Genomic DNA, 19,140 nt, shown 5'->3' with positions numbered 1-19,140 from the left:
CCGATACATGAGCCGCACTGCACAGTCCGCGAAGGCCGACACGGCAGCCGACACCGACACGGTGTCCACCCGCGTCGCCGCGAAGACGACCAAGCCCGCCCGAGGCCGGGCGGTGGCGCCGGGTCGCATCACCTTCGTGGGATCCGGCCCGGGAGACCCCGGGCTTCTCACCCTGCGTGCAGAGCAGACTATCGCGGGCGCACGGACGGTCTACAACGACCCCGACGTTCCGCAGACGGTCCTCGACATGGTGGGTACCGCGCTGCCGGTCGAGCCCATCGAGAGCGACGAGGACGCCGCCGACGCGACCACCGCGAAGGGCCGCAAGGGCGAGCCCGCGGTGCGCAACCCCGCCACCATCGCGCCCGCGCTCGGCGAGCCCGCGGAGGTCGCCAAGACCCTCCTCGCGCAGGCCCGTCACGGCCACGACGTGGTGCGCCTCGTCGCCGGCGATCCGCTGTCCAACGACGCGGTGCTGGCCGAGGTCAACGCCGTCGCCCGCACGCAGATCGCCTTCGAGATCGTCCCGGGCCTCGCGCCCGCGACCGCCGTCCCCACCTACGCCGGCATGGCGCTGGGCTCGGCGCACACCGAGGCCGACGTGCGCGGCGAGGTCGACTGGGCGGCGCTGGCCGCGGCACCGTCGCCCCTGGTTCTGAGCGCGACCGCCGAGCACCTGGCCGACACCGCCTCCGCGCTGGTCGAGAACGGCCTCGCGCCGCAGACCCCGGTCGCCGTCACCGCGCAGGGCTCGACCTGCAAGCAGAAGACCGTCGAGGCCACGCTCGCCACGCTGAACGAGGCCGGCGCGGGCCTGCCCGGCCCGCTCGTGGTCACCGTCGGCAAGGTCGTGGGCCAGCGGAACAAGCTCTCCTGGTGGGAGTCGCGCGCGCTGTACGGCTGGACCGTGCTCGTGCCCCGCACCAAGGACCAGGCCGCCGAGATGTCGAACCGGCTGCGCGCCCACGGCTCCATCCCGATGGAGGTCCCGACCATCGCGGTCGAGCCGCCGCGGAGCCCCGCGCAGATGGAGCGCGCGGTCAAGGGACTGGTCGACGGCCGCTACCAGTGGGTGGTCTTCACCTCCACGAACGCCGTGCGCGCCGTGTGGGAGAAGTTCATCGAGTTCGGCCTGGACGCCCGCGCCTTCTCGGGCGTGAAGATCGCCTGCGTCGGCGAGCAGACCGCCGCCAAGGTCCGCGCCTTCGGCATCGAGCCGGAGCTGCTGCCCACGGGCGAGCAGTCCAGCCTGGGCATGCTCGAGGTCTTCCCGCCCTTCGACGACGTCTTCGACCCGGTCAACCGCGTCCTGCTGCCGCGCGCCGACATCGCCACCGAGACCCTCGCCGAGGGCCTGCGCGATCGTGGCTGGGAGATCGACGACGTGACCGCGTACCGCACGGTGCGCGCCGCGCCGCCGCCCGCCTCGACCCGCGAGATGATCAAGTCGGGCGACTTCGACGCGGTCTGCTTCACCTCCAGCTCGACGGTGCGCAACCTGGTCGGTATCGCCGGCAAGCCGCACGCCCGCACCATCGTCGCGTGCATCGGCCCGAAGACGGCCGAGACCGCGATCGAGTTCGGCCTGCGGGTGGACGTCCAGCCGGAGACCGCCTCGGTCGAGGACCTGGTCGAGGCGCTGGCCGCGCACGCGTCCCGGCTCCGTGCGGAGGGCGCCCTGCCCCCGCCGCGGAAGAAGCCGCGCCGCTCGCGCTCGTAGGCGTTACGTAGTCTGGGAGACATGACCTTTCCCCACGTGCGGCCCCGCAGGCTGCGCACCACGCCCGCCGTCCGGCGGCTCGTCGCCGAGGTCTCGGTGGAGCCGCGGCAGCTGGTGCTGCCGATGTTCGTGCGCGACGGCATCGACGCTCCGCTGGAGATCTCGTCGATGCCCGGCGTCGTCCAGCACACCGTCGACTCGCTGCGCGCCGCGGCCGAGGAGGCCGTGCGGGAGGGCGTGGGCGGGCTGATGCTCTTCGGGGTGCCCGACGATGCCGACAAGGACGCCGAGGGCAGCGTCGCGTGGAATCCCGACGGGGTGCTCAACCGCGGCCTGCGGGCCCTGCGGGAGGACCTGGGCGATGCCACAGTGATCATGGCCGACACCTGCCTGGACGAGTTCACCTCGCACGGGCACTGCGGCGTCCTCGACGCACACGGCCGCGTGGACAACGACGCCACGCTGGAGCGGTACGCCCTCATGGGCGTCGCGCAGGCGGACGCCGGGGCGCACATGCTCGGACCGTCGGGGATGATGGACGGCCAGATCGGCGTGCTCCGCTCCGCACTGGATTCCGCGGGCCACCAGGACGTCTCGCTGCTCGCGTACACCGCGAAGTACGCCTCGCCCTTCTACGGCCCGTTCCGCGAGGCCGTCGGCTCGTCGCTGCAGGGCGATCGTCGCACCTACCAGCAGGACGCAGCGAACCGCCGGGAGTCGCTGCGCGAGCTGGAGCTCGACCTCGCCGAGGGCGCCGACATCGTGATGGTCAAGCCCGCGATGAGCTACCTGGACGTGCTGGCCGACGTGGCCGCCGCCTCGCCGGTGCCCGTCGCCGCGTACCAGATCTCGGGCGAGTACTCGATGATCACCGCCGCGTCGCAGAACGGCTGGATCGACCGCGACGCCGCGATCCGCGAGTCGCTGCTGTCGATCCGTCGCGCGGGCGCCGACATCGTTCTCACCTACTGGGCCACCGAGGCCGCACGGTGGCTGAACCGGGGGACCTGGTGAACATGCAGCACCAGGGCCCCGTCTGGCCCGGTCCCGGACCGCAGCCGCCGACGTGGCCCGCGCCGCCGCCCGTGCCGAAACCCGAGCGCGGCCCCCGGCCCGATGACGTCAAGCTCTCCGTGCAGCTGTGGATCTTCGTCATCATCACCTCCGCGCTCTCCCGCGTGGCGCAGGCCTTCTCGACCCGCGGCTCCGCCGAGCTGCGCGAGCAGTTCGAGCGGATGCGTGAGGGCGACGGCATCATCGCCCGCACCTCACGCGAGCAGTACAAGAGCTTCGAGCAGTACGACACCGCGACCTTCGTGCTCGCCCTGGTCATGGTGGTGGTCGGCGTCGCCCTGGTGGGCGTCTTCGTCTACTTCCTCTGGCGCGGGCAGCCCTGGGCGCGGCTGCTGCTGCAGTTCGTCGCAGCGTTCGTCCTGGTGCAGGGCGTACTCGCCTTCTTCTCGGGCAACGCCTCGATCGCGGTGCCCGCGATCCTCGCGGCCATCGCGGTGGTGGGGGCGATGATCACGTCCAACAGTCGCGAGGCGATGGACTACTTCAAGCCCGGGTCGACGGCGGCTCCCCGGTGACGCCGCTGTACGCCGAGCGGGGCCTGTCCCGCGTCTGGTTGCTGATCGTGCCCGTGGCGACGGTGGGGATGATCCTCACCCAGTGGCTGCTCGCGGGCCGCACCTCGGAGTGGTGGATCTGGCTGCTGCTGGGGCTCGCGACGCAGGGCTTCGTCTGGCTGCAGGTGACGGCGGGACGCACGCACGTCTCGATGGCCGTCACGCCCGACGAGCTGCGCTGCGGCGAGGAGACGATCCCCGTGGCCGAGATCGAGCGGATCCTGCCCGGCAAGGCCCCCGACCACCCGCGCAAGGCGAAGCCCGAGGACTTCCCCGCGTGGTCGTCCGCTCGGGCCATGGGCCGGTTGGGCGTCGTGCCGCGGCGTCGGTACGGCGTTGGCTTGCAGCTCGCCGACGGTTCGACGGTGCAGGCCTGGGCCCGCAACGACTACGCGGTGCGCGCGGCCCTCGAGCCGCTGCTCGCCACGCGCTCGTCGAACTGACCGGACGGGCCGCGGACCGATTCTCAGCCGATGAGGGCACCGACGGTGCGCTCGATCTGTGCCGCCGCTTCGTCGACGGTGCCCCGCGGCGCCAGTAGGTGGCTCACGGTGAGCCGCACGAAGACCTCGACCGTCGCATCGTCGACGGCCGTCCCGCCGGGCCGCTCGTCGATCGCGGCCCGGACCGCGTCGATGGCCCGCCCGAGCACGGCGTCGGGGTCGGTGGTGAGCAGCGGGAGCAGATCGTCTCCCGCGCCCGGAACGCCGGCCAGGATCGACTTGAGCAGGGTGTTGTCGGCGCCGTGGATCAGGGCCGCCCGCGCGCCCGCGCCGAGGCCGGCGACAGTCGTCTCCGCCGCGGCGATCGCGGCGGTCACCGCGTCGAGGTAGCGGTCCGCGTCGCGCTGGATCAGCGCGGTGGCCAGGTCCGCCTTGGCGCCGAGCTCCTTGTACAACGCGGTGCGACTCACTCCCACCCGCTTGGCGATGAGCGACATGTTCACCGCGTCCCAGCCCTGGTCCACGACCAGCTCGCGGGCGGCGTCGAGCGCGCGGTCGCGCAGGAGCCTGCGCACCTCGGCCTGGAAGTTCGGCTGCGTCACACCGACCACGCTACAGGGTCGACGATTCCGTCCCGATGGTTGACAACATAGCCATAGTTGTAATCAACTGGAGCAAGAAGGTGAGTTGTGTCACCCGCCTCAGCCCGGTGCGGAGCGCTCACCCGAAGGGAGAAGGCCATGTCTGCGACCGACTACGACGTCCTGGTGATCGGGTCCGGGTTCGGAGGATCCGTGACCGCGCTCCGCCTGACCGAGAAGGGCTACCGCGTGGGCGTCCTCGAGGCGGGGCGCCGGTTCGCGGACGAGGACTTCGCGAAGACCAGCTGGGACCTGCGTAGATTCGTCTGGATGCCCGCGCTCGGCCTCTACGGCATCCAGCGCATCCACATGCTGCGCGACTGCCTCATCCTGGCCGGGGCGGGTGTCGGCGGCGGCTCGCTCAACTACGCGAACACGCTGTACAAGCCGCCCGCCTCCTTCTTCGCCGACGAGCAGTGGTCCGGTATCACCGACTGGTTCGACGAGCTCTCGCCCTACTACGACCAGGGCCGTCGCATGCTCGGCGTGGTGCAGAACCCGCACATGACCCCCGCGGACGAGATCGTCAAGCAGGTCGCGGACGACATGGGCGCCGGCGAGACCTTCATCCAGACCCCCGTCGGCGTGTACTTCGGCGAGCCGGGGAAGACGGTGCCCGACCCGTTCTTCGGCGGTGCCGGACCGGACCGCACCGGCTGTATCGAGTGCGGCGAGTGCATGACGGGCTGCCGCCACGGTGCGAAGAACACCCTGGTCAAGAACTATCTCGGCCTCGCGGAGCGGGCCGGCGCGCACGTGCACCCGCTCACGACGGTGACCGGTCTCTCGCAGCGCGGCGACGGCGTCTGGGAGGTGGCGACGGTCCGCTCGGGCGCGAGGCTCCGCAAACGCCGCCTCACCTACACGGCGCAGCACGTGGTCTTCGCCGCGGGAACCTGGGGTACCCAGCAACTGCTGCACCGGCTCCGCGACAACGGATCCCTGCCGGATCTCTCCGACCGCGTGGGCGTGCTGACCCGCACCAACTCCGAGTCCATCCTCTCCGCGGTGCGGATGACCGTCGACAAGGAGCTCGACCTCACCCGCGGCGTGGCGATCACGTCGTCCTTCCATCCGAGCAATGACACCCACGTCGAGCCGGTGCGCTACGGCAAGGGCTCCAACGCGATGGGCATGCTGCAGACGCTCATGACCGACGGCGGCGGCCGGACTCCGCGCTGGCTGACGTTCCTGGGCACCGTCGTGCGGCATCCGCTGGCCTTCCTGCGCGTGCTGTTCGTGCACGGCTGGAGCGAGCGGACGATCATCGCGCTGGTCATGCAGAACCTCGACAACTCGATCACCACCTTCACCAAGCGCGGGCTGTTCGGTCGGAGGATGTCCTCGCGGCAGGGGCACGGCGAGCCGAACCCGACGTGGATCCCGTTGGGGAACGAGGCCACGCGACGCATCGCCGACAAGATCGGCGGCGCCGCTGCGGGCACCTGGGGCGAGGTCTTCAACATCCCCATGACGGCGCACTTCCTCGGCGGCTGCGCGATCGGCGCGGACGCCTCGCGGGGCGTCATCGATCCGTACCACCGGGTGTACGGCTATCCGACGCTCAGCGTCGTCGACGGTTCCGCGGTCTCCGCGAACCTGGGCGTGAACCCGTCATTGACGATCACCGCGCAGGCCGAGCGGGCCGCGGCGCTGTGGCCGAACAAGGGCGAGGCCGATCAGCGGGCGCCGCAGGGCGAGCCCTACCGCCGGATCTCCCCGGTCGCACCGGTGCATCCGGTGGTCCCCGCATCGGCCCCAGGAGCCCTGCGTCTGCCCCTGTACGTGGTCTGACTTCCGAAAGTCGGGTTTCACGGCCCACCGCGGTAAGATCTGGCTGCAGAGCTCCGCGGAACCCGACTTTCAGAATCGAGTCAGACCTTTGTGTCGGCCGCTGCGCACGATCGCGAGGATGTCCTGGAGTACCGCGTCCCAGTCGAACAGCACGTCGGTGTAGTCGATGCGGAGGACCCGGAAGTCGCCGACGGTCGCGATGCGGTCCCTCCGGTTGTCCGATCGTCGCTGGGTACCGCCGTGATATCCCTCGCTGTCGCATTCGACGATGAGCTTGTCGCCGACGAGCAGGTCCACGCGCCCGACACCGCGGATCGTGACCTGCGAACGGACCCGGATGCCGGCACACGCCAGCCGGTACCGGACCAGCGACTCGGTGCCAGAGCCCGCCATCGGATCGAGCATGCCGAGGAGTCGGGCGATGCGGCGCGATGCTCCGTCGAAGACATCGGCCAAGTGATCGACGGTGTAGGGCTGAGGCATTCGCAGCGTCGAGTCCAGTACCGCGACGAACTGGTCGGCCGGGAGGCAGTTCGCCACGCACTGCAGCGCGACGGAAGCGGATCGACGGCGTGGAGCGGCGTGGCGAGCGGGCGGTGCGCGCGGCACGACGGCTGCGACCGCAGCGCGGGCGGCCGATGTTCCGGCCATCGGAGATGGATACGGTCGCCCGTGGGCGGAGTCCACACTGCGGAGCTGTACTCGAGCGCCGACACGCAGGTCACCGCGGCGCCCGAGCGGACTGCCGAGACGACGGCGTGCTTCGCCGTGGCGGTGGCGTACCAGCCTCGACGGATGACGGTGATCGCGCCCCGTCGACGGAGAGCGGCGATCTCGTGCGGATCGACGCCCAGTCGCACCAGGTGACGCCTGGACATCACACCGCCGTTCGCCGCTGCGACCATCGGGATTCGTGGATCCATGGCGTCATCCTGCGGCGCAGTCCATGCCGGACGGGCGTCGGAGAGGAGTGCCTGTGGAGGAAACACGTTACGTACGCGAAGTTGTGGAGTAGCCCGGTCTCGAAAGTCGGGTTTCAGAGCCCTACGCAGGCGAATCCTGCCGCGGAGCGCGGTTGGACCCGAAATTGGGCAGAGCTATCGCCAGGCGGGACGGGTGTCGCCGCGGAGGGCGGCGAGGCCGCGGTGCACGCGCTCGCGCTGGCGCACGGACATGGTCGGCAGCGCACTCGGGGCGAACCAGCCGACCTCGAGGGACTCGTCGTCGGCGACGTGCGCCTCGCCGGAGACGTACCGGCACAGGAACAGGATCGTGAGGTACTGCGCCGCATCGCCGTTCGGGTAGCGGATGGGCTCGTCGGTGCGCAGTGCGAGCAGGTCGATCACCTCGGCCTCAACGCCCGCCTCCTCCCGGATCTCGCGGACGATCGCCTCGGCGGGCTGCTCGCCGGGCTCGAGGATCCCCGCGATCGACGCCCACTCGCCGGTATCCGCGCGGCGGCCGAGCAGGACCTCACCGGTGTCGTTCACCACCACGGCCGCGACGCCGGGCAGCCACAGCAGGTCGGTACCGATCTTCTCGCGGATGCTGCGGACGTACTCGGGGATGGGCATGCTTGCCAGGGTACGTAAGGATCCGACCCGGGAGGCGCCCGTGCTGCAGGAGCTGATCACGCAGGAGATCGCACAGGGGCCGCTCCCGGGCGCCGTCGCGGCGTTCGACGATCCCTCCGGAGTCGAGGTCGCCGTGGCCGGCGAGCGGGCCGCGGGCGTGCCGATGACGCGCGACACCGTCTTCCGGATCGCGTCCATCGGCAAGCCGATCCTCGCCGCGACGGCCCTCGTGCACGTCGAGCGTGGCACCGTCGGGCTCGACGATCCGGTGGCGCGCTGGTTACCCGAGCTCGCTGAGCCGCGCGTCCTCCGCGACCCGAGTGGCCCGCTCGACGACACCGTGCCCGCCGTGCGGCCCGTCACCGTGCGGCACCTGCTCTCGTTCACCGGCGGACTCGGCATGATCTCCGACTTCTCCGCGCCGTTGATGGCGGCGCTGTTCGGGGAGCTGAAGCAGGGCCCAGCGGACCCGCTCGGCACCCCGCCGCCCGACGAGTGGATCGCGACCGCCGCCCGCCTGCCGCTCGCGCACCAGCCGGGGGAGGGGTGGACCTACAACACGGGGGCGGACATCCTCGGTGTGCTGCTCTCGCGCGCGACGGGCGGCTCGCTCGGCGATGTCCTCGCCGACGCTGTCCTCTCGCCACTGCGCATGTCCGACACGGCTTTCCGGGCCACAGGGGCGATGCGGTCCCGGTTGGGCGACGCCGTGACGGCGACGCCGGAGGGCCTGGCGATCGTGGACCCGGCCGACGGTGCCTTCGTCCCACCGCCGGCCTTCGAGTCCGGCAGCGGTGGACTGCTCTCGACCCTCGACGATCTGCTCCGCTTCGGCCGGATGCTGCGCGGCGCAGGCGAATCCGACGGTGTGCGTGTGCTGAGTCCGGAATCCGTCGCCGCGATGACGGCGGTGCAGGTTCCGCCGCAGCCCGGGAACGTCTTCCTCGACGGCGGTGGGTGGGGCTACGGCGGCGGGGTGGACGTGGACCGCGTGCATCCCTGGAACGTGCCCGGGCGGTACGGCTGGGTGGGCGGCTCGGGCACGGCGTTCTACTTCTTCCCCGAGACCGATCGCATCGCTGTGTGGCTCAGTCAACTGCAGCTCGCGGGTCCGGCGGAGGGCGGGCCGATCGAGCGGTTCTGCACGGCCGCGGTGGCGGGTTGATACCCCTAGGGGGTATCGTGGTGTCGACGGTGCGCGGGACCATGGAGGCCCTGGGGCCGTCCGAGACAAGGAGCGAGAAATGGCAGTGGAGAGCACCTACACCGTGACCGGCATGACCTGCGGACACTGCGCGTCCTCGGTGCGCGAGGAGATCTCGGAGATCGGCGGAGTGACCGGCGTGGACGTGAACGTCGAGACCGGTGCCGTGACCGTCGCCAGCGAGGCGGAGCTGTCGCGCGACGCTGTCGAGGCCGCCGTCAAGGAGGCCGGCTACACGCTGGTCTGAGCGGTCCGCTTCCCGCGGATCACCGCCCCGACCGGCTACGGTGGGGGCATGTCTGAGCAGGGTTTCGGGGACTTCGAGTTCGAGCGCAAGTTCTTCGTGCGCGAGGTCCCCGAGGCCGCTGCTCTCGACCCCGCGCCCACGCTGATCGTGCAGGCCTACCTGTTCGCCGCCGACGGCTACGCCGTCCGGGTGCGCGTGCAGGGTCCGGCACCGTCGGAGCTGACCGACGATCCGGGCGCGCTGGTCGACGCCCTGGACGGCGTGACCACCGGAACCATGACGGCCAAGGGGCCCGCCGTGAGCGGCACCCGGTACGAGGCCGAACGCGAGCTCGACGCCCTGGTCGCGGGTCAGATCGTGCGTCGCGCCGAGCATGTGGTCGCCAAGGTGCGCTACTCGATGTGGCTCGGCGAGGACGGCTGGATCATCGACGACTTCCTCGGCACCAATGCCCCGCTCGTGATGGCGGAGGTCGAGCGCGGCGGTCCCGTCGTGGACCTCGCGATCCCCGACTTCTGTGCCACCGAGGTCTCCGAGGACGACCGCTTCCGCAATGAGTACCTCGCGCACGTGCCCTTCGGTGGCTGGTCCGAGGCCTACACCCGTGAGCTCGCCCTCCTCGGCCCGCGGTTCGTGCACAGCCTGGGCGAGAACCGCCTCGGCGGAGTGTGATCACATCACGTCGCAGACTGGCGGCGTGACCGTCGCCGCTGTCCAGTTCGTCGCCGTCGTAGGTGACGTTGCCGACAACATCGCTCGGAGCGAGCGGATCGCGCGTAAGGCGATCGCCCGCGGTGCACACCTCATCGTCTTTCCCGAGCTCTCGCTCACCGGCTACCACCTCGACCTCGCCGACGGGGAGTGGTTCGTTCCGGGCGACGACCGGCTGCACGGACTGCGCCGCGCGGCCGCTGATGCAGACGCTCTGGTCGTGGTGGGCGCGCCGGTGATCGATTGTGGTGCAAGGTGTCTAGCATCTCTCGTAGTCGGCGGGGCCTCGGACCTGGTCGCGGCGAAGACGCACCTGCACGGCGGCGAGGTGGACGTCTTCGTTCCGGCTGAGGACGTCGTGGTCGCGCCGTTGCGCGGCAGGAAGCTCGGATTCGCGGTGTGCTTGGACACCGCTTTCGGTTCCCATGCCGACGCGGTCCGGGTGGCGGGCGCGGACGCCTACATCGCCTCGGTGCTGTACGCGCAGGGCGAGGAGGAGAAGCACGACACGCGGATGTCGCGCCGAGCCCGGGACACAGGTATGGCCGTCGTCTCGGCGAACCTCGGCGGCTTTCCAAACGGCGTGAGGTCGGCGGGCTGCTCGGGGGTGTGGGCCTCGACGGGGCTGCCGGTCGCCTCCGCCCTGGGGCGGGACGACGAGGTGGTCCTCACGGCGCTGCCGTGAGCGATCCTTCCCGGGCGTGATCGGGATCTCCTTCCCCGGGCGGTTGACGCGCCATGTATTAACGGTGTTAACTTAACGTCGTTAACACAATTGGAAGGGGACGCACGATGATCGACGCACTCACCCGCTTCGTCGCGCGCCGCGCGAAGGCCGTGCTGCTGCTGGCCGTGATCCTGCTGGCCGGGCTCGGGCTCGCGGGCGCCGGTGTCGCCGACAAGCTGCAGGCCGGCGGCTACGTCGACCCGCAGGCCGAGGCGATGCAGACCTACAACCGCATGGCCGACGACTTCCACCGCGGCGGCCTGCCGCTGGTCCTCGCCATCTCGGTTCCCGAGGGGCAGGAGGCCGCCGCCGGTGCGTACGGCCGGGGCCTCGTCGACCGGCTCAGGGCCGACGGGCGCGTCGAGAGCGTCGTCGACGGCTTCAGCACGCCCACCCCCATGCTGGTCAGCGAGGACAAGCGCACCGCGCTCATCGTCGCCGCGATCGCGGGTGGCGAATCGCGGGCGCCGCTCAACGCGAAGGCCATCGTCGGCGATTTGCCGGCGCCGCCGTCGCCGGTCACGGTGACCGCCGGCGGCCAGGCGTACAGCTACGCGCAGATCAACGACCAGTCCTCGCGCGACCTGCTGATCGCGGAGGCCGTCGCCATCCCCATCACCTTCCTCGTGCTGGTGTGGGTCTTCGGCGGCCTGGTGGCCGCGGCGATCCCGGTGCTCATCGGCATCGCGGCGATCATCGCCACCACCGGCATCCTGCGCGCGTTCACCGCGTTCACCGACGTCTCGATCTTCGCGCTCAACCTCACCACCGCCATGGGTCTCGCCCTCGCGATCGACTACACGCTGTTGGTGATCTCCCGCTACCGCGAGGAGGTCGCAGTGGGCGGCGATCGGTCGGAGGCCCTGCGCCGCACCATGAACACCGCCGGCCGCACCGTGCTGTTCTCCGCCGTCATCGTCGGCCTGTCGCTGGCCGCCATGGCGATCTTCCCGATGTACTTCCTGCGCTCCTTCGCCTACGCGGGCGTGGCCGTGGTCGCCTTCGCGGCGCTCGCCACGCTGATCCTCACGCCCGCGATCCTCACGGTGCTGGGCGATCGCGTGGACGCGGTGAAGATCGGCCGCCGGCGCGAGGAGGCGGCGCCGCAGGACAGCCTGTTCTACCGCTTCACCCGCGGCGTGCTGCGGCGCGCCGTCCCCATCGGGCTGGCCCTGATCGCGCTCCTCCTCGTGCTCGGAAGCCCCTTCCTGAGCATTCATTTCGGATTCCCCGACGACCGGGTCCTGCCGTCCTCGTCGAGCTCGCACCAGGTGGGCGACACCATCCGCTCGGACTTCGCCGAGGACGCCTCAGGGCAGGTCAGTGTGGTCCTCACCGCTCCCGTGGACGACGGTGCCGTTGCCGACTACGCCGTCCGCCTCTCGCAGGTGCCGGACACAGGGGCCGTGGTGGCGCCGTCGGGCACGTACCTCGGCGGGCAGCGCATCGCCGACGGTGACCCGACCGCCCGCGCGGCGAACGGGACCGCGTTGCTGCTGGTCTCGTCGAAGCTGGATCCGCTGACCGATGCCGCATCGGACCAGCTCGACCGCCTGCACGCGGTGGCAGCGCCCGCGCCGCCGTCGTTCGGCGGCTCCGCGCAGCTCAATCGCGACTCCGTGGAGTCGATCCTCGACACCCTGCCGACGGTCCTCATCGTGATCGCGGTGACCACTTTCGTCCTGCTGTTCCTACTCACCGGCAGCCTGGTGCTGCCGCTCAAAGCCCTGGTGATGAACGTGATCTCACTGTCGGCGGTGTTCGGCGCGCTGGTCGCGATCTTCCAGTGGGGCTGGCTCGGCGGGCTCGACACGACGGTCACCGGCGCGATCATCGCCAACATGCCGGTGCTGATGTTCTGCATCGCCTTCGGTCTCTCGATGGACTACGAGGTCTTCCTGCTCTCCCGGATCAAGGAGTTCTGGGACCACTCGGAGACCAAGGACCACGCCGCCAACGACGAGGCCGTCGCCATGGGCATCACCCGTACGGGCCGCGTCGTGACCGCCGCGGCGCTGCTGATGGCGATCGTCTTCGCCGCCATCGGTTTCGCCGGTGTCTCCTTCATGAAGATGTTCGGCGTGGGCATGATGATCGCGGTGCTGCTCGACGCCACGCTGATCCGCATGCTGCTGGTGCCCGCCTTCATGCGCGTGGCCGGAGTGTGGAACTGGTGGGCGCCCGCGCCGATGAAGCGGCTCTACGACCGCGTCGGTCTGCGAGAATCGTAGGCACTATGGAGCAGGGAAGACGGCGGCGCAACAAGCGGGGTGACGGGGAGCGACTGGCGGCCGACATCCTCGACGCCGCGACGGGCCTGCTGATCGAGACCGGCAGCGCCGAGGCGGTCTCGATCCGCGCCGTGGCGCAGCGCGCCGGGGTGACCCCGCCGTCGATCTACCTGCACTACCCGGACAAGGACGCGCTGCTCACGGCCGTCGTCGCGCGCTACTTCGGCCAGCTCGACGACGCCCTCACCGAGGCAGAGGCGGGTGCGCCCACGCCGCTGGACGCGGCACGGGCGCAGGGGCTCGCCTTCATCCGGTTCGCGCTCGCCACCCCCGAGCTGTACCGGCTCGCGGCGATGACCCCGTCGCCCGACGCCTCGGACGTGGACCAGGTGCTGAACACCGCCGCGTTCGCGCACCTCGAACGGAACGTCCGCGACCTGCAGGCCGAGGGCTACTACCCGCCCGGCGATCCGCAGCCGATCGCGCTGCGCATGCTGACGATCGTGCACGGCGTCGCCTCGCTGCTCGTCGCCAAGCCCTTCCTGCCGTGGGGCGACCCGATGGAGTACGCGGACCGCGTGATCAGTGGTGCCTGCCTCGGTATCGCCCTCACCGCGGGCATGGACTCCTTGCCCGACGGAGCCGAGGCCCTGCGGATGGTCCGGGAGTTCCGGGGCGAGTGATCCTCCCGCCGCGGCCCGAATCACGCTGACCGCAAACGTTCAGCAGAGCGGGCGGCTCGCGCAGTGTGTTCCTCACATCGTCAGGAGGACGCACATGATCGAGGTCGAGGGCCTCACCAAGACGTACGGCACCGGCGAGCGCGCCGCACACGTGCTCCGCGACGTCTCCTTCACCGTGGCCGCCGGTGAGATCTTCGCCGTCGTCGGACCCAGCGGCGCCGGCAAATCGACGCTGGCGCAATGCCTGAACCTGCTGGAACGCCCGAGCAGCGGCACCGTCGTGATCAACGGTCAGGACCTCACGGCGCTGCCGGAGTCGCAGTTGCGGGCCGCACGGCGCCGTATCGGCACCGTCTTCCAGGCCTCGAGTCTGCTGCGTCGCCGCACCGCGGCGGAGAACGTCGCGCTGCCGCTCGAATACCTCGGCGTCACCAAGGCGGAGACCCGCGCCCGCGTCGGGGAGCTACTGGATCGAGTCGGGCTGTCGGACAAGGCCGCCCACTACCCGCACCAGCTCTCGGGCGGGCAGCGGCAGCGGGTCGGCATCGCCCGCGCGCTGGCCCTGCGACCCAAGGTCCTGCTGTCCGACGAGGCCACATCGGGCCTGGATCCGGAGGCCACCGCGCAGTACCTGGACCTGCTGCGCGACGTGCGCGACGAGCTGAACCTCGCCGTCGTGCTGATCACCCACGAGATGGACACCATCGTGCGGGTCGCCGACAGCGCCGCCCGCCTCGATCACGGGGTGCTCGCCGAGCAGGGACCGCTCGTCGGACTGCTCACCGACCCGGAATCCGTGCTCGGAGAGGCACTTCGTGCCACGGGGCCCGCGGCGGCGGCACCGTCCGGTCAGGCGACGGTCCGCCTGACCTACGACACCGGCGTACCGCCCGACTGGCTCGGTCGGCTCACCGTCGAGACCGGCACCACCGTCGCGCTTCTCGCCGCGTCCGTCCAGGCCGTCGACGGGGTTCCGGTGGGGACCGTCACCGTCGGGATCGACGAGGCCGACCTGCCGCGCGTGCTCGAGACGGCACTCGCGCTCGGCCTGCGACGGCAGGGCGGCATCCGTGAGGCGGTGCCGGCATGAGCCTGCTCGCCTCCGGGATCACCGTGCCCGCGAGCGAGATCCCCGACCTGCTCCTACCGGCTCTGCGCGACACCGTGATCATGGTGGGCGTCGTGATGGCCGTGGTGCTCGTGATCGGGGTCCCGCTGGGCGCGCTCGTCTACAACCTGGCACCGGGCGGGCTTCTCGCGAAACCGGCTCTGCACCAGCCGCTCACGTGGTTCATCAGCATCGGTCGGTCGTTGCCCTTCCTGGTCCTGATGACGGCGATCATCCCGTTCACCCGACTGCTCACCGGCACCAACATCGGCATCGCCGCCGCGGTGGTACCGATGTCGATCGCGGGCATCGCGTTCTTCGCGCGGATCGTGGAGAACAGCCTGCGCTCGCTCCCGCCCGAGGTGGTCACCGTGGCCAAGGCCTCGGGCGGGTCGAACGCTCAGATCATCTGGGGAGCCCAAGTCCCCGAGGCGTTGCCGAACATCGTGGGCGGCCTCACGATCAACACGATCGCGATGATCGAGTACTCGACCATCGCCGGCACGATCGGCGCGGGCGGCCTCGGCTACGTCGCCGTGACCTACGGCTACCAGCGGTTCGACCACGGCGTCATGATCGCGACCATCGTGGTGCTGGTGGTCGTGGTGACCGCCATTCAGCTCCTCGGTGACGCCCTCGTGCGGCACCTCACTCCCGGCCAGTCCGTTCTCCGAAAGGCACACGCATGAGCACCGACACCGACACCCCGACCGATGCCTCCCGGACGGAGGACGACCACGGCTTCACGACGAGGGCCTCGCGCCGACCGCTGATCATCGGCGCGGTGGTGCTCGTCGTGCTGGTGATCGCCGGTCTGATCGGCTGGCGTGCGTGGGGCGGCGCCGACGCCGCGACGGCGAACGAGACCGCGGGCGCGACCCTGCTGGTCGCGACGACGGAGGGCAACGCGGCCGAGCAGGCGCTGATCGAGTTCGTCGCCAAGGAGGTGGCGCCCAAGCACGGGATCACTGTGGCCTTCAAGGGACTGGCCGACTCCACCACCATCAACCGGGCGGTGAGCGAAGGGGAGGTGGCGGCCACGGTGTACCAGCACAAGCTGTGGCTGGGGCAGGTGCTGCAGGCCAATCCGGACTTCCGTGAGGAGGCCGCGACGCCGGTCTTCCGGTGGGGCTTCGGGCTGTTCTCGGACAAGTACGCCGACCCGCAGCAGTTGCCGCAGAACGCCAAGGTCTCGCTCTACTCCGACCCCGCCAACGAGGCGCAGGGGCTGTGGTTCCTCGAGCGGGCGGGGTTGATCACCCTGAAGCCGGGCGTGAACAAGTGGCAGGCCACGGTCAAGGACATCGCCTCCAACCCGAAGAACCTGCAGTTCACGCTTCTCGACTTCGCCGCACAGACTCGGGCCCTGCCCGACCTGGACGCCGCCGTCGGGTACACCGAGTACTACCTCGCCGCCGGTGTCCCGATCAGCAAGGAGATCTTCGCTCCGGCCGCGCCCGACGAGTTCGCGGGTCAGTTGACGATCGGCAGCAGGTGGAAGGACGCCGAGAACATCAAGAACCTCGTCGCGGCGTTCAAGGACCCGGCCGTGCAGGAGTTCCTGCGTACCGACCCCCGGGTGAAGAACATCCTGCTCCCGTTGTGACCCGGAACGGCGGTAGCCGTTCGTGAATTTGCGATCCCATTAGGATCGCTGCATGAACGTCGAGACGTGGGGTCTGATCACCCGGATCATCGCGATCATCTCCATCGGCACGCTGGTCGGGCAGGCGTCCGCCCGGCTGATCGGGCTGATCAAGAAGCCCTTCTTCCAGGTTCTAGCGAGCGTCCTCGAGTGCTCGGCGCTGCTCGCCTCGCTCCTGGTCACGTTGTCGATGATCGCGGTGGCCTCCGGGAAGTTCGACGGGGAACGGCTCGAGAACTCCGTCGGTACCCTCCAGGACGCGCTCTACCTCGATCTGGAGTACATGGCGCGTAGCGCGGCCCTGCTCGGGATGGTCGTCGCGATGTTCTACCTGCTGAAGGACGGCGCGCCGCGGTGGCGCAGCGCGCTCGTGCTCGCCGCGGGCGCGTTCGGGGCCTACTGGCTGTTCGCGTACCTCAGCAGCATCGCCGCGATGTTCGTCATCGTGCTCGACCTGGACCCGGCGCAGGCGACGCTGTTCAACCGGCTGATCACGGTCTTCCAGATCATCAGCCCGATCGCGCTGGTCCTCATCGCGCTGCTGCGGCTGACGGCCGTGCGTGCCCGCGTGCGGCCCCTGTTGCAGCGCCTCCACCTGCCCGTCCACGCGGCGTGGGGCGTGGCGGCGACGCCGGGTGGCGCCGTCGACGGTGGGGCGAACGGAGATCCCCACGACGGCAAGCACCGCGCGGGCCTGTGACCGGGCCCGCGCGGCACCGTCGGGACTAGTGGACCGAGACGGAGTTGCGCGGATCCAGCATCGGGACGTCCAGCGCCGCGGCGGGGATGCCGAAGGCGTCCACCAGCGACTCGGCGAGCGGGCGGGCCTTGCCGCACAGCTCGTTCACGCCGCGACGGATGGCCTTGGCGCGCTCCACCGAGACCTGCCGGTGCATGAGGTACCAGCCCAGGTCGCGCTCGAGCAGCGAGTAGACGTACAGGTTGCGCATCAGCTTGAGCGCATCGCGCGTGGCGCGGTCCTTGACGTCCGTGATCACGTCGACGAAGGACTCGAGCACGATCCGCTCGATGTGGGCCTCGCCGACCTTGATCAGGTGGTCCTGCGTCTCGGTGAAGACCTCAAGCGGGTCCTCGTCGGGATCCTTCGCGCGACGCATGCGGTCGGCCGCGGTGCGCAGCAGGTGGTTCTCGCGGTTACGGAGCAGGCGCAGCTGCGTACCGGGGTGGGTGAGCTCGCTCTCCTCGGTGTCCTCGTTCGAGTCGTCGAGCAGCGTCTGCACCACCTGGCGGGCCGCGGTCTTCTCCAGCACCACGTCGCGTGCCATCTCCGCGACGAAGCGCACCCAGCCCACGGCGTCGAGGCCCTGGACGTCGGCGGCGTAGGCGGTCAGCTGCTCCTTCGCGACGAGCTGCGTGAGCACCAGGTTGTCGCCCTCGAAGGTGGTGAAGACGTCGATGTCGCCGCGCAGCAGCGGAAGCCGGTTCTCCGACAGGTAGCCGGCGCCGCCGCAGGCCTCGCGGGCCGCGCTGATCGCGTCCGAAGCCAGGCGGGTGTGGCCCGCCTTGATGCCCGCGGCCTTGCCCTCGATCTCGCGGGCGTACGCGGGATCGACGGCATCGGGATCACCCGACTGCAGCTCGTGCAGCTCGGCGGTGAGCTCGTTCTGCGCGAGCGCGAAGGCGTAGGCGCGCGCGACCAGGGGCAGCAGCCGGCGCTGGTGCGTGCGGTAGTCGAGCAGGAGCAGCTCGTTATCGCCGCCCGGTGCGTCGAACTGGCGACGGACCAGCGCGTACTTGGTGGCCAGGGTGATGCCCAGGCGTCCGGCGGCGCCCGCCGCGGCGCCCACGGTGACCCGGCCGCGGATCAGCGTGCCGAGCATCGTGAAGAAGCGCTTGTTATCGGATTCGATGGGGCTGGAATAGGTTCCGTCCTCGGCGACGTCCGCGTAGCGGTTCAGCAGCTCGCGCCGCGGGATGCGGACGCGGTCGAAGACGATGCGGCCGTTGTCCACGCCGGGCAGGCCGCCCTTGTAGCCGCAGTCCGACGTGGTGACGCCCGGCAGGTCGTCGCCGTTCTCGTCGCGGATCGGCACCACGAAGCAGTGCACGCCGCGGCGCGTGGGCTCCTCGCCGGGCCCGCCGGTGATGAGCTGGGCGAACACCGAGGCGTACCGGGCGTGCTTGCCGGCGCCGCCGATGTAGTCCTTGCGGGCGCTGGAGGTGGGGGAGTGGATCTCGAACTCGCCGGTCTCCGGCAGGTAGGTGGCGGTGGTCTCCAGCTCCTGCACGTTGGAGCCGTGGCCCGTCTCCGTCATGGCGAAACAGCCGAGCACGTCCAGGTCGATGAGACCCTTCACGTACGTGTCGTGGTGGTAGTCGGTGCCGAGGTTCTCCACAGCCCCGCCGAACAGGCCCCACTGGACGCCCGCCTTGACCATGAGCGAGAGATCGCCGTAGCCGAGGGTCTCGATCGCGGTGACGGCCGCGCCCACGTCGCCGGTGCCGCCGTGCTCGGACTTGAAGCCGTCGGCCGGGAAGCCCAGCGGCACCATGGCCTTCATCTGGCCGAGCATCAGCTCGCGGTACTCGTCGAGGCTCAGCCCCGCCTTGGGCACGACGTTGCCGTCCTGGATCTGGGCGCGGACGACGTCCCTCGTGGCGGCCCACCGGCCGTCGAGGATGGCGCGCAGCGCTGCGGTCAGTTCGGGCGACGATGCCGGTGAGGTCGGAGCATTCATGATCCCAACCGTACCGAGCGCGGGCGATTCCTGCCGGTTCGCCCGGTGGGAATCGCCGGCTCCGCCGGCGCCGCGCGCGGAACCG

At 70.5% G+C, this 19,140-nt stretch carries 19 protein-coding genes; 15 read left to right on the top strand and 4 right to left on the bottom strand.

The features are described 5' to 3' along the window. The first annotated feature begins 7 nt into the window (after nt 1-7). The 4 genes from FK268_RS17140 to mce1N are packed head-to-tail and all read left to right on the top strand — an operon-like array spanning nt 8 to nt 3,791. Nucleotides 8-1,720, top strand: coding sequence for a bifunctional uroporphyrinogen-III C-methyltransferase/uroporphyrinogen-III synthase (locus FK268_RS17140; RefSeq protein WP_231707121.1), 1,713 nt, complete (start codon nt 8-10; stop codon nt 1,718-1,720). 21 nt (nt 1,721-1,741) lie between these two features. Further along, nucleotides 1,742-2,734: a porphobilinogen synthase gene (hemB, locus tag FK268_RS17135; RefSeq protein WP_146436257.1), complete on the top strand. Its 993-nt coding sequence runs from the start codon at nt 1,742-1,744 to the stop codon at nt 2,732-2,734. After that, nucleotides 2,710-3,309: a hypothetical protein gene (locus FK268_RS17130; RefSeq protein WP_146436255.1), complete on the top strand. Its 600-nt coding sequence runs from the start codon at nt 2,710-2,712 to the stop codon at nt 3,307-3,309. The genes hemB and FK268_RS17130 overlap by 25 nt, the downstream gene beginning before the upstream one ends. Beyond that, nucleotides 3,306-3,791 carry a transport-regulating membrane protein Mce1N gene (gene mce1N, locus FK268_RS17125; RefSeq protein ID WP_146436253.1) on the top strand — a complete coding sequence of 162 codons (486 nt, stop codon included), beginning with the start codon at nt 3,306-3,308 and terminating at the stop codon, nt 3,789-3,791. The genes FK268_RS17130 and mce1N overlap by 4 nt, the downstream gene beginning before the upstream one ends. A gap of 23 nt (nt 3,792-3,814) precedes the next feature. Here the strand turns inward: mce1N and FK268_RS17120 are convergent, their stop codons facing one another. Further along, entirely contained in the window at nt 3,815-4,393 is a 579-nt protein-coding gene (locus FK268_RS17120; RefSeq protein WP_146436251.1) for a TetR/AcrR family transcriptional regulator, read from the bottom strand. A gap of 138 nt (nt 4,394-4,531) precedes the next feature. On the opposite strand from FK268_RS17120, the gene FK268_RS17115 reads away from it, so the two are divergent. Next, the gene (locus FK268_RS17115; protein WP_146436249.1) at nt 4,532-6,226 is read left to right on the top strand and encodes an FAD-dependent oxidoreductase; all 1,695 of its coding nucleotides are present in this window, start codon (nt 4,532-4,534) and stop codon (nt 6,224-6,226) included. A gap of 69 nt (nt 6,227-6,295) precedes the next feature. Here FK268_RS17115 and FK268_RS17110 read toward each other — a convergent pair whose 3' ends face one another. Beyond that, a complete protein-coding gene (locus FK268_RS17110) occupies nt 6,296-6,877 on the bottom strand; it encodes an endonuclease domain-containing protein (RefSeq protein ID WP_146436247.1) in 582 nt (193 codons plus the stop codon). Nucleotides 6,878-7,323: 446 nt separating this feature from the next. Beyond that, nucleotides 7,324-7,800 (bottom strand): NUDIX hydrolase, encoded by a 477-nt coding sequence (locus FK268_RS17100; RefSeq protein WP_146436245.1) that lies wholly within the window; start codon nt 7,798-7,800, stop codon nt 7,324-7,326. Between FK268_RS17100 and FK268_RS17095 the strand changes: the two genes are divergently transcribed. From FK268_RS17095 to FK268_RS17050, 10 genes are all read left to right on the top strand, one after another. Further along, nucleotides 7,799-8,965, top strand: coding sequence for a serine hydrolase domain-containing protein (locus FK268_RS17095; RefSeq protein ID WP_146436243.1), 1,167 nt, complete (start codon nt 7,799-7,801; stop codon nt 8,963-8,965). The genes FK268_RS17100 and FK268_RS17095 overlap by 2 nt on opposite strands. Before the next feature lie 79 nt (nt 8,966-9,044). Continuing rightward, entirely contained in the window at nt 9,045-9,251 is a 207-nt protein-coding gene (locus tag FK268_RS17090; protein WP_146436241.1) for a heavy-metal-associated domain-containing protein, read from the top strand. 48 nt (nt 9,252-9,299) lie between these two features. Further along, complete coding sequence (locus tag FK268_RS17085) at nt 9,300-9,923, top strand: CYTH domain-containing protein (RefSeq protein ID WP_146436239.1); 624 nt, start codon at nt 9,300-9,302, stop codon at nt 9,921-9,923. A 25-nt stretch (nt 9,924-9,948) separates the two neighbouring features. Continuing rightward, complete coding sequence (locus FK268_RS17080) at nt 9,949-10,647, top strand: carbon-nitrogen hydrolase family protein (protein WP_158636136.1); 699 nt, start codon at nt 9,949-9,951, stop codon at nt 10,645-10,647. 107 nt (nt 10,648-10,754) lie between these two features. Next, on the top strand, nt 10,755-12,920 hold the full coding sequence (locus FK268_RS17075) for an MMPL family transporter (RefSeq protein ID WP_146436235.1): 2,166 nt from the start codon (nt 10,755-10,757) through the stop codon (nt 12,918-12,920). Between the two features lie 5 nt (nt 12,921-12,925). Then, nucleotides 12,926-13,603: a TetR/AcrR family transcriptional regulator gene (locus FK268_RS17070; RefSeq protein ID WP_146436233.1), complete on the top strand. Its 678-nt coding sequence runs from the start codon at nt 12,926-12,928 to the stop codon at nt 13,601-13,603. Nucleotides 13,604-13,697: 94 nt separating this feature from the next. Beyond that, the gene (locus tag FK268_RS17065) at nt 13,698-14,693 is read left to right on the top strand and encodes a methionine ABC transporter ATP-binding protein (RefSeq protein WP_146436231.1); all 996 of its coding nucleotides are present in this window, start codon (nt 13,698-13,700) and stop codon (nt 14,691-14,693) included. After that, nucleotides 14,690-15,400: a methionine ABC transporter permease gene (locus tag FK268_RS17060; RefSeq protein WP_146436229.1), complete on the top strand. Its 711-nt coding sequence runs from the start codon at nt 14,690-14,692 to the stop codon at nt 15,398-15,400. The genes FK268_RS17065 and FK268_RS17060 overlap by 4 nt, the downstream gene beginning before the upstream one ends. Beyond that, the gene (locus FK268_RS17055) at nt 15,397-16,317 is read left to right on the top strand and encodes a MetQ/NlpA family ABC transporter substrate-binding protein (RefSeq protein WP_146436228.1); all 921 of its coding nucleotides are present in this window, start codon (nt 15,397-15,399) and stop codon (nt 16,315-16,317) included. The genes FK268_RS17060 and FK268_RS17055 overlap by 4 nt, the downstream gene beginning before the upstream one ends. 52 nt (nt 16,318-16,369) lie before the next feature. Then, the gene (locus FK268_RS17050) at nt 16,370-17,056 is read left to right on the top strand and encodes a hypothetical protein (RefSeq protein ID WP_146436226.1); all 687 of its coding nucleotides are present in this window, start codon (nt 16,370-16,372) and stop codon (nt 17,054-17,056) included. A gap of 25 nt (nt 17,057-17,081) precedes the next feature. On the opposite strand, the gene FK268_RS17045 is transcribed toward FK268_RS17050, so the two are convergent. Next, a complete protein-coding gene (locus tag FK268_RS17045; protein ID WP_146436224.1) occupies nt 17,082-19,055 on the bottom strand; it encodes an acyl-CoA dehydrogenase family protein in 1,974 nt (657 codons plus the stop codon). Nucleotides 19,056-19,140: the final 85 nt, after the last annotated feature.

The sequence above is a fragment of the Tsukamurella sputi genome, assembly GCF_007858445.1.
GTDB classification, from domain to species: Bacteria; Actinomycetota; Actinomycetes; order Mycobacteriales; family Mycobacteriaceae; genus Tsukamurella; species Tsukamurella sputi.
The sequence above is the reverse complement of the archived record's forward strand: the minus strand, read 5'-3'. Positions and strand labels throughout refer to the sequence as shown.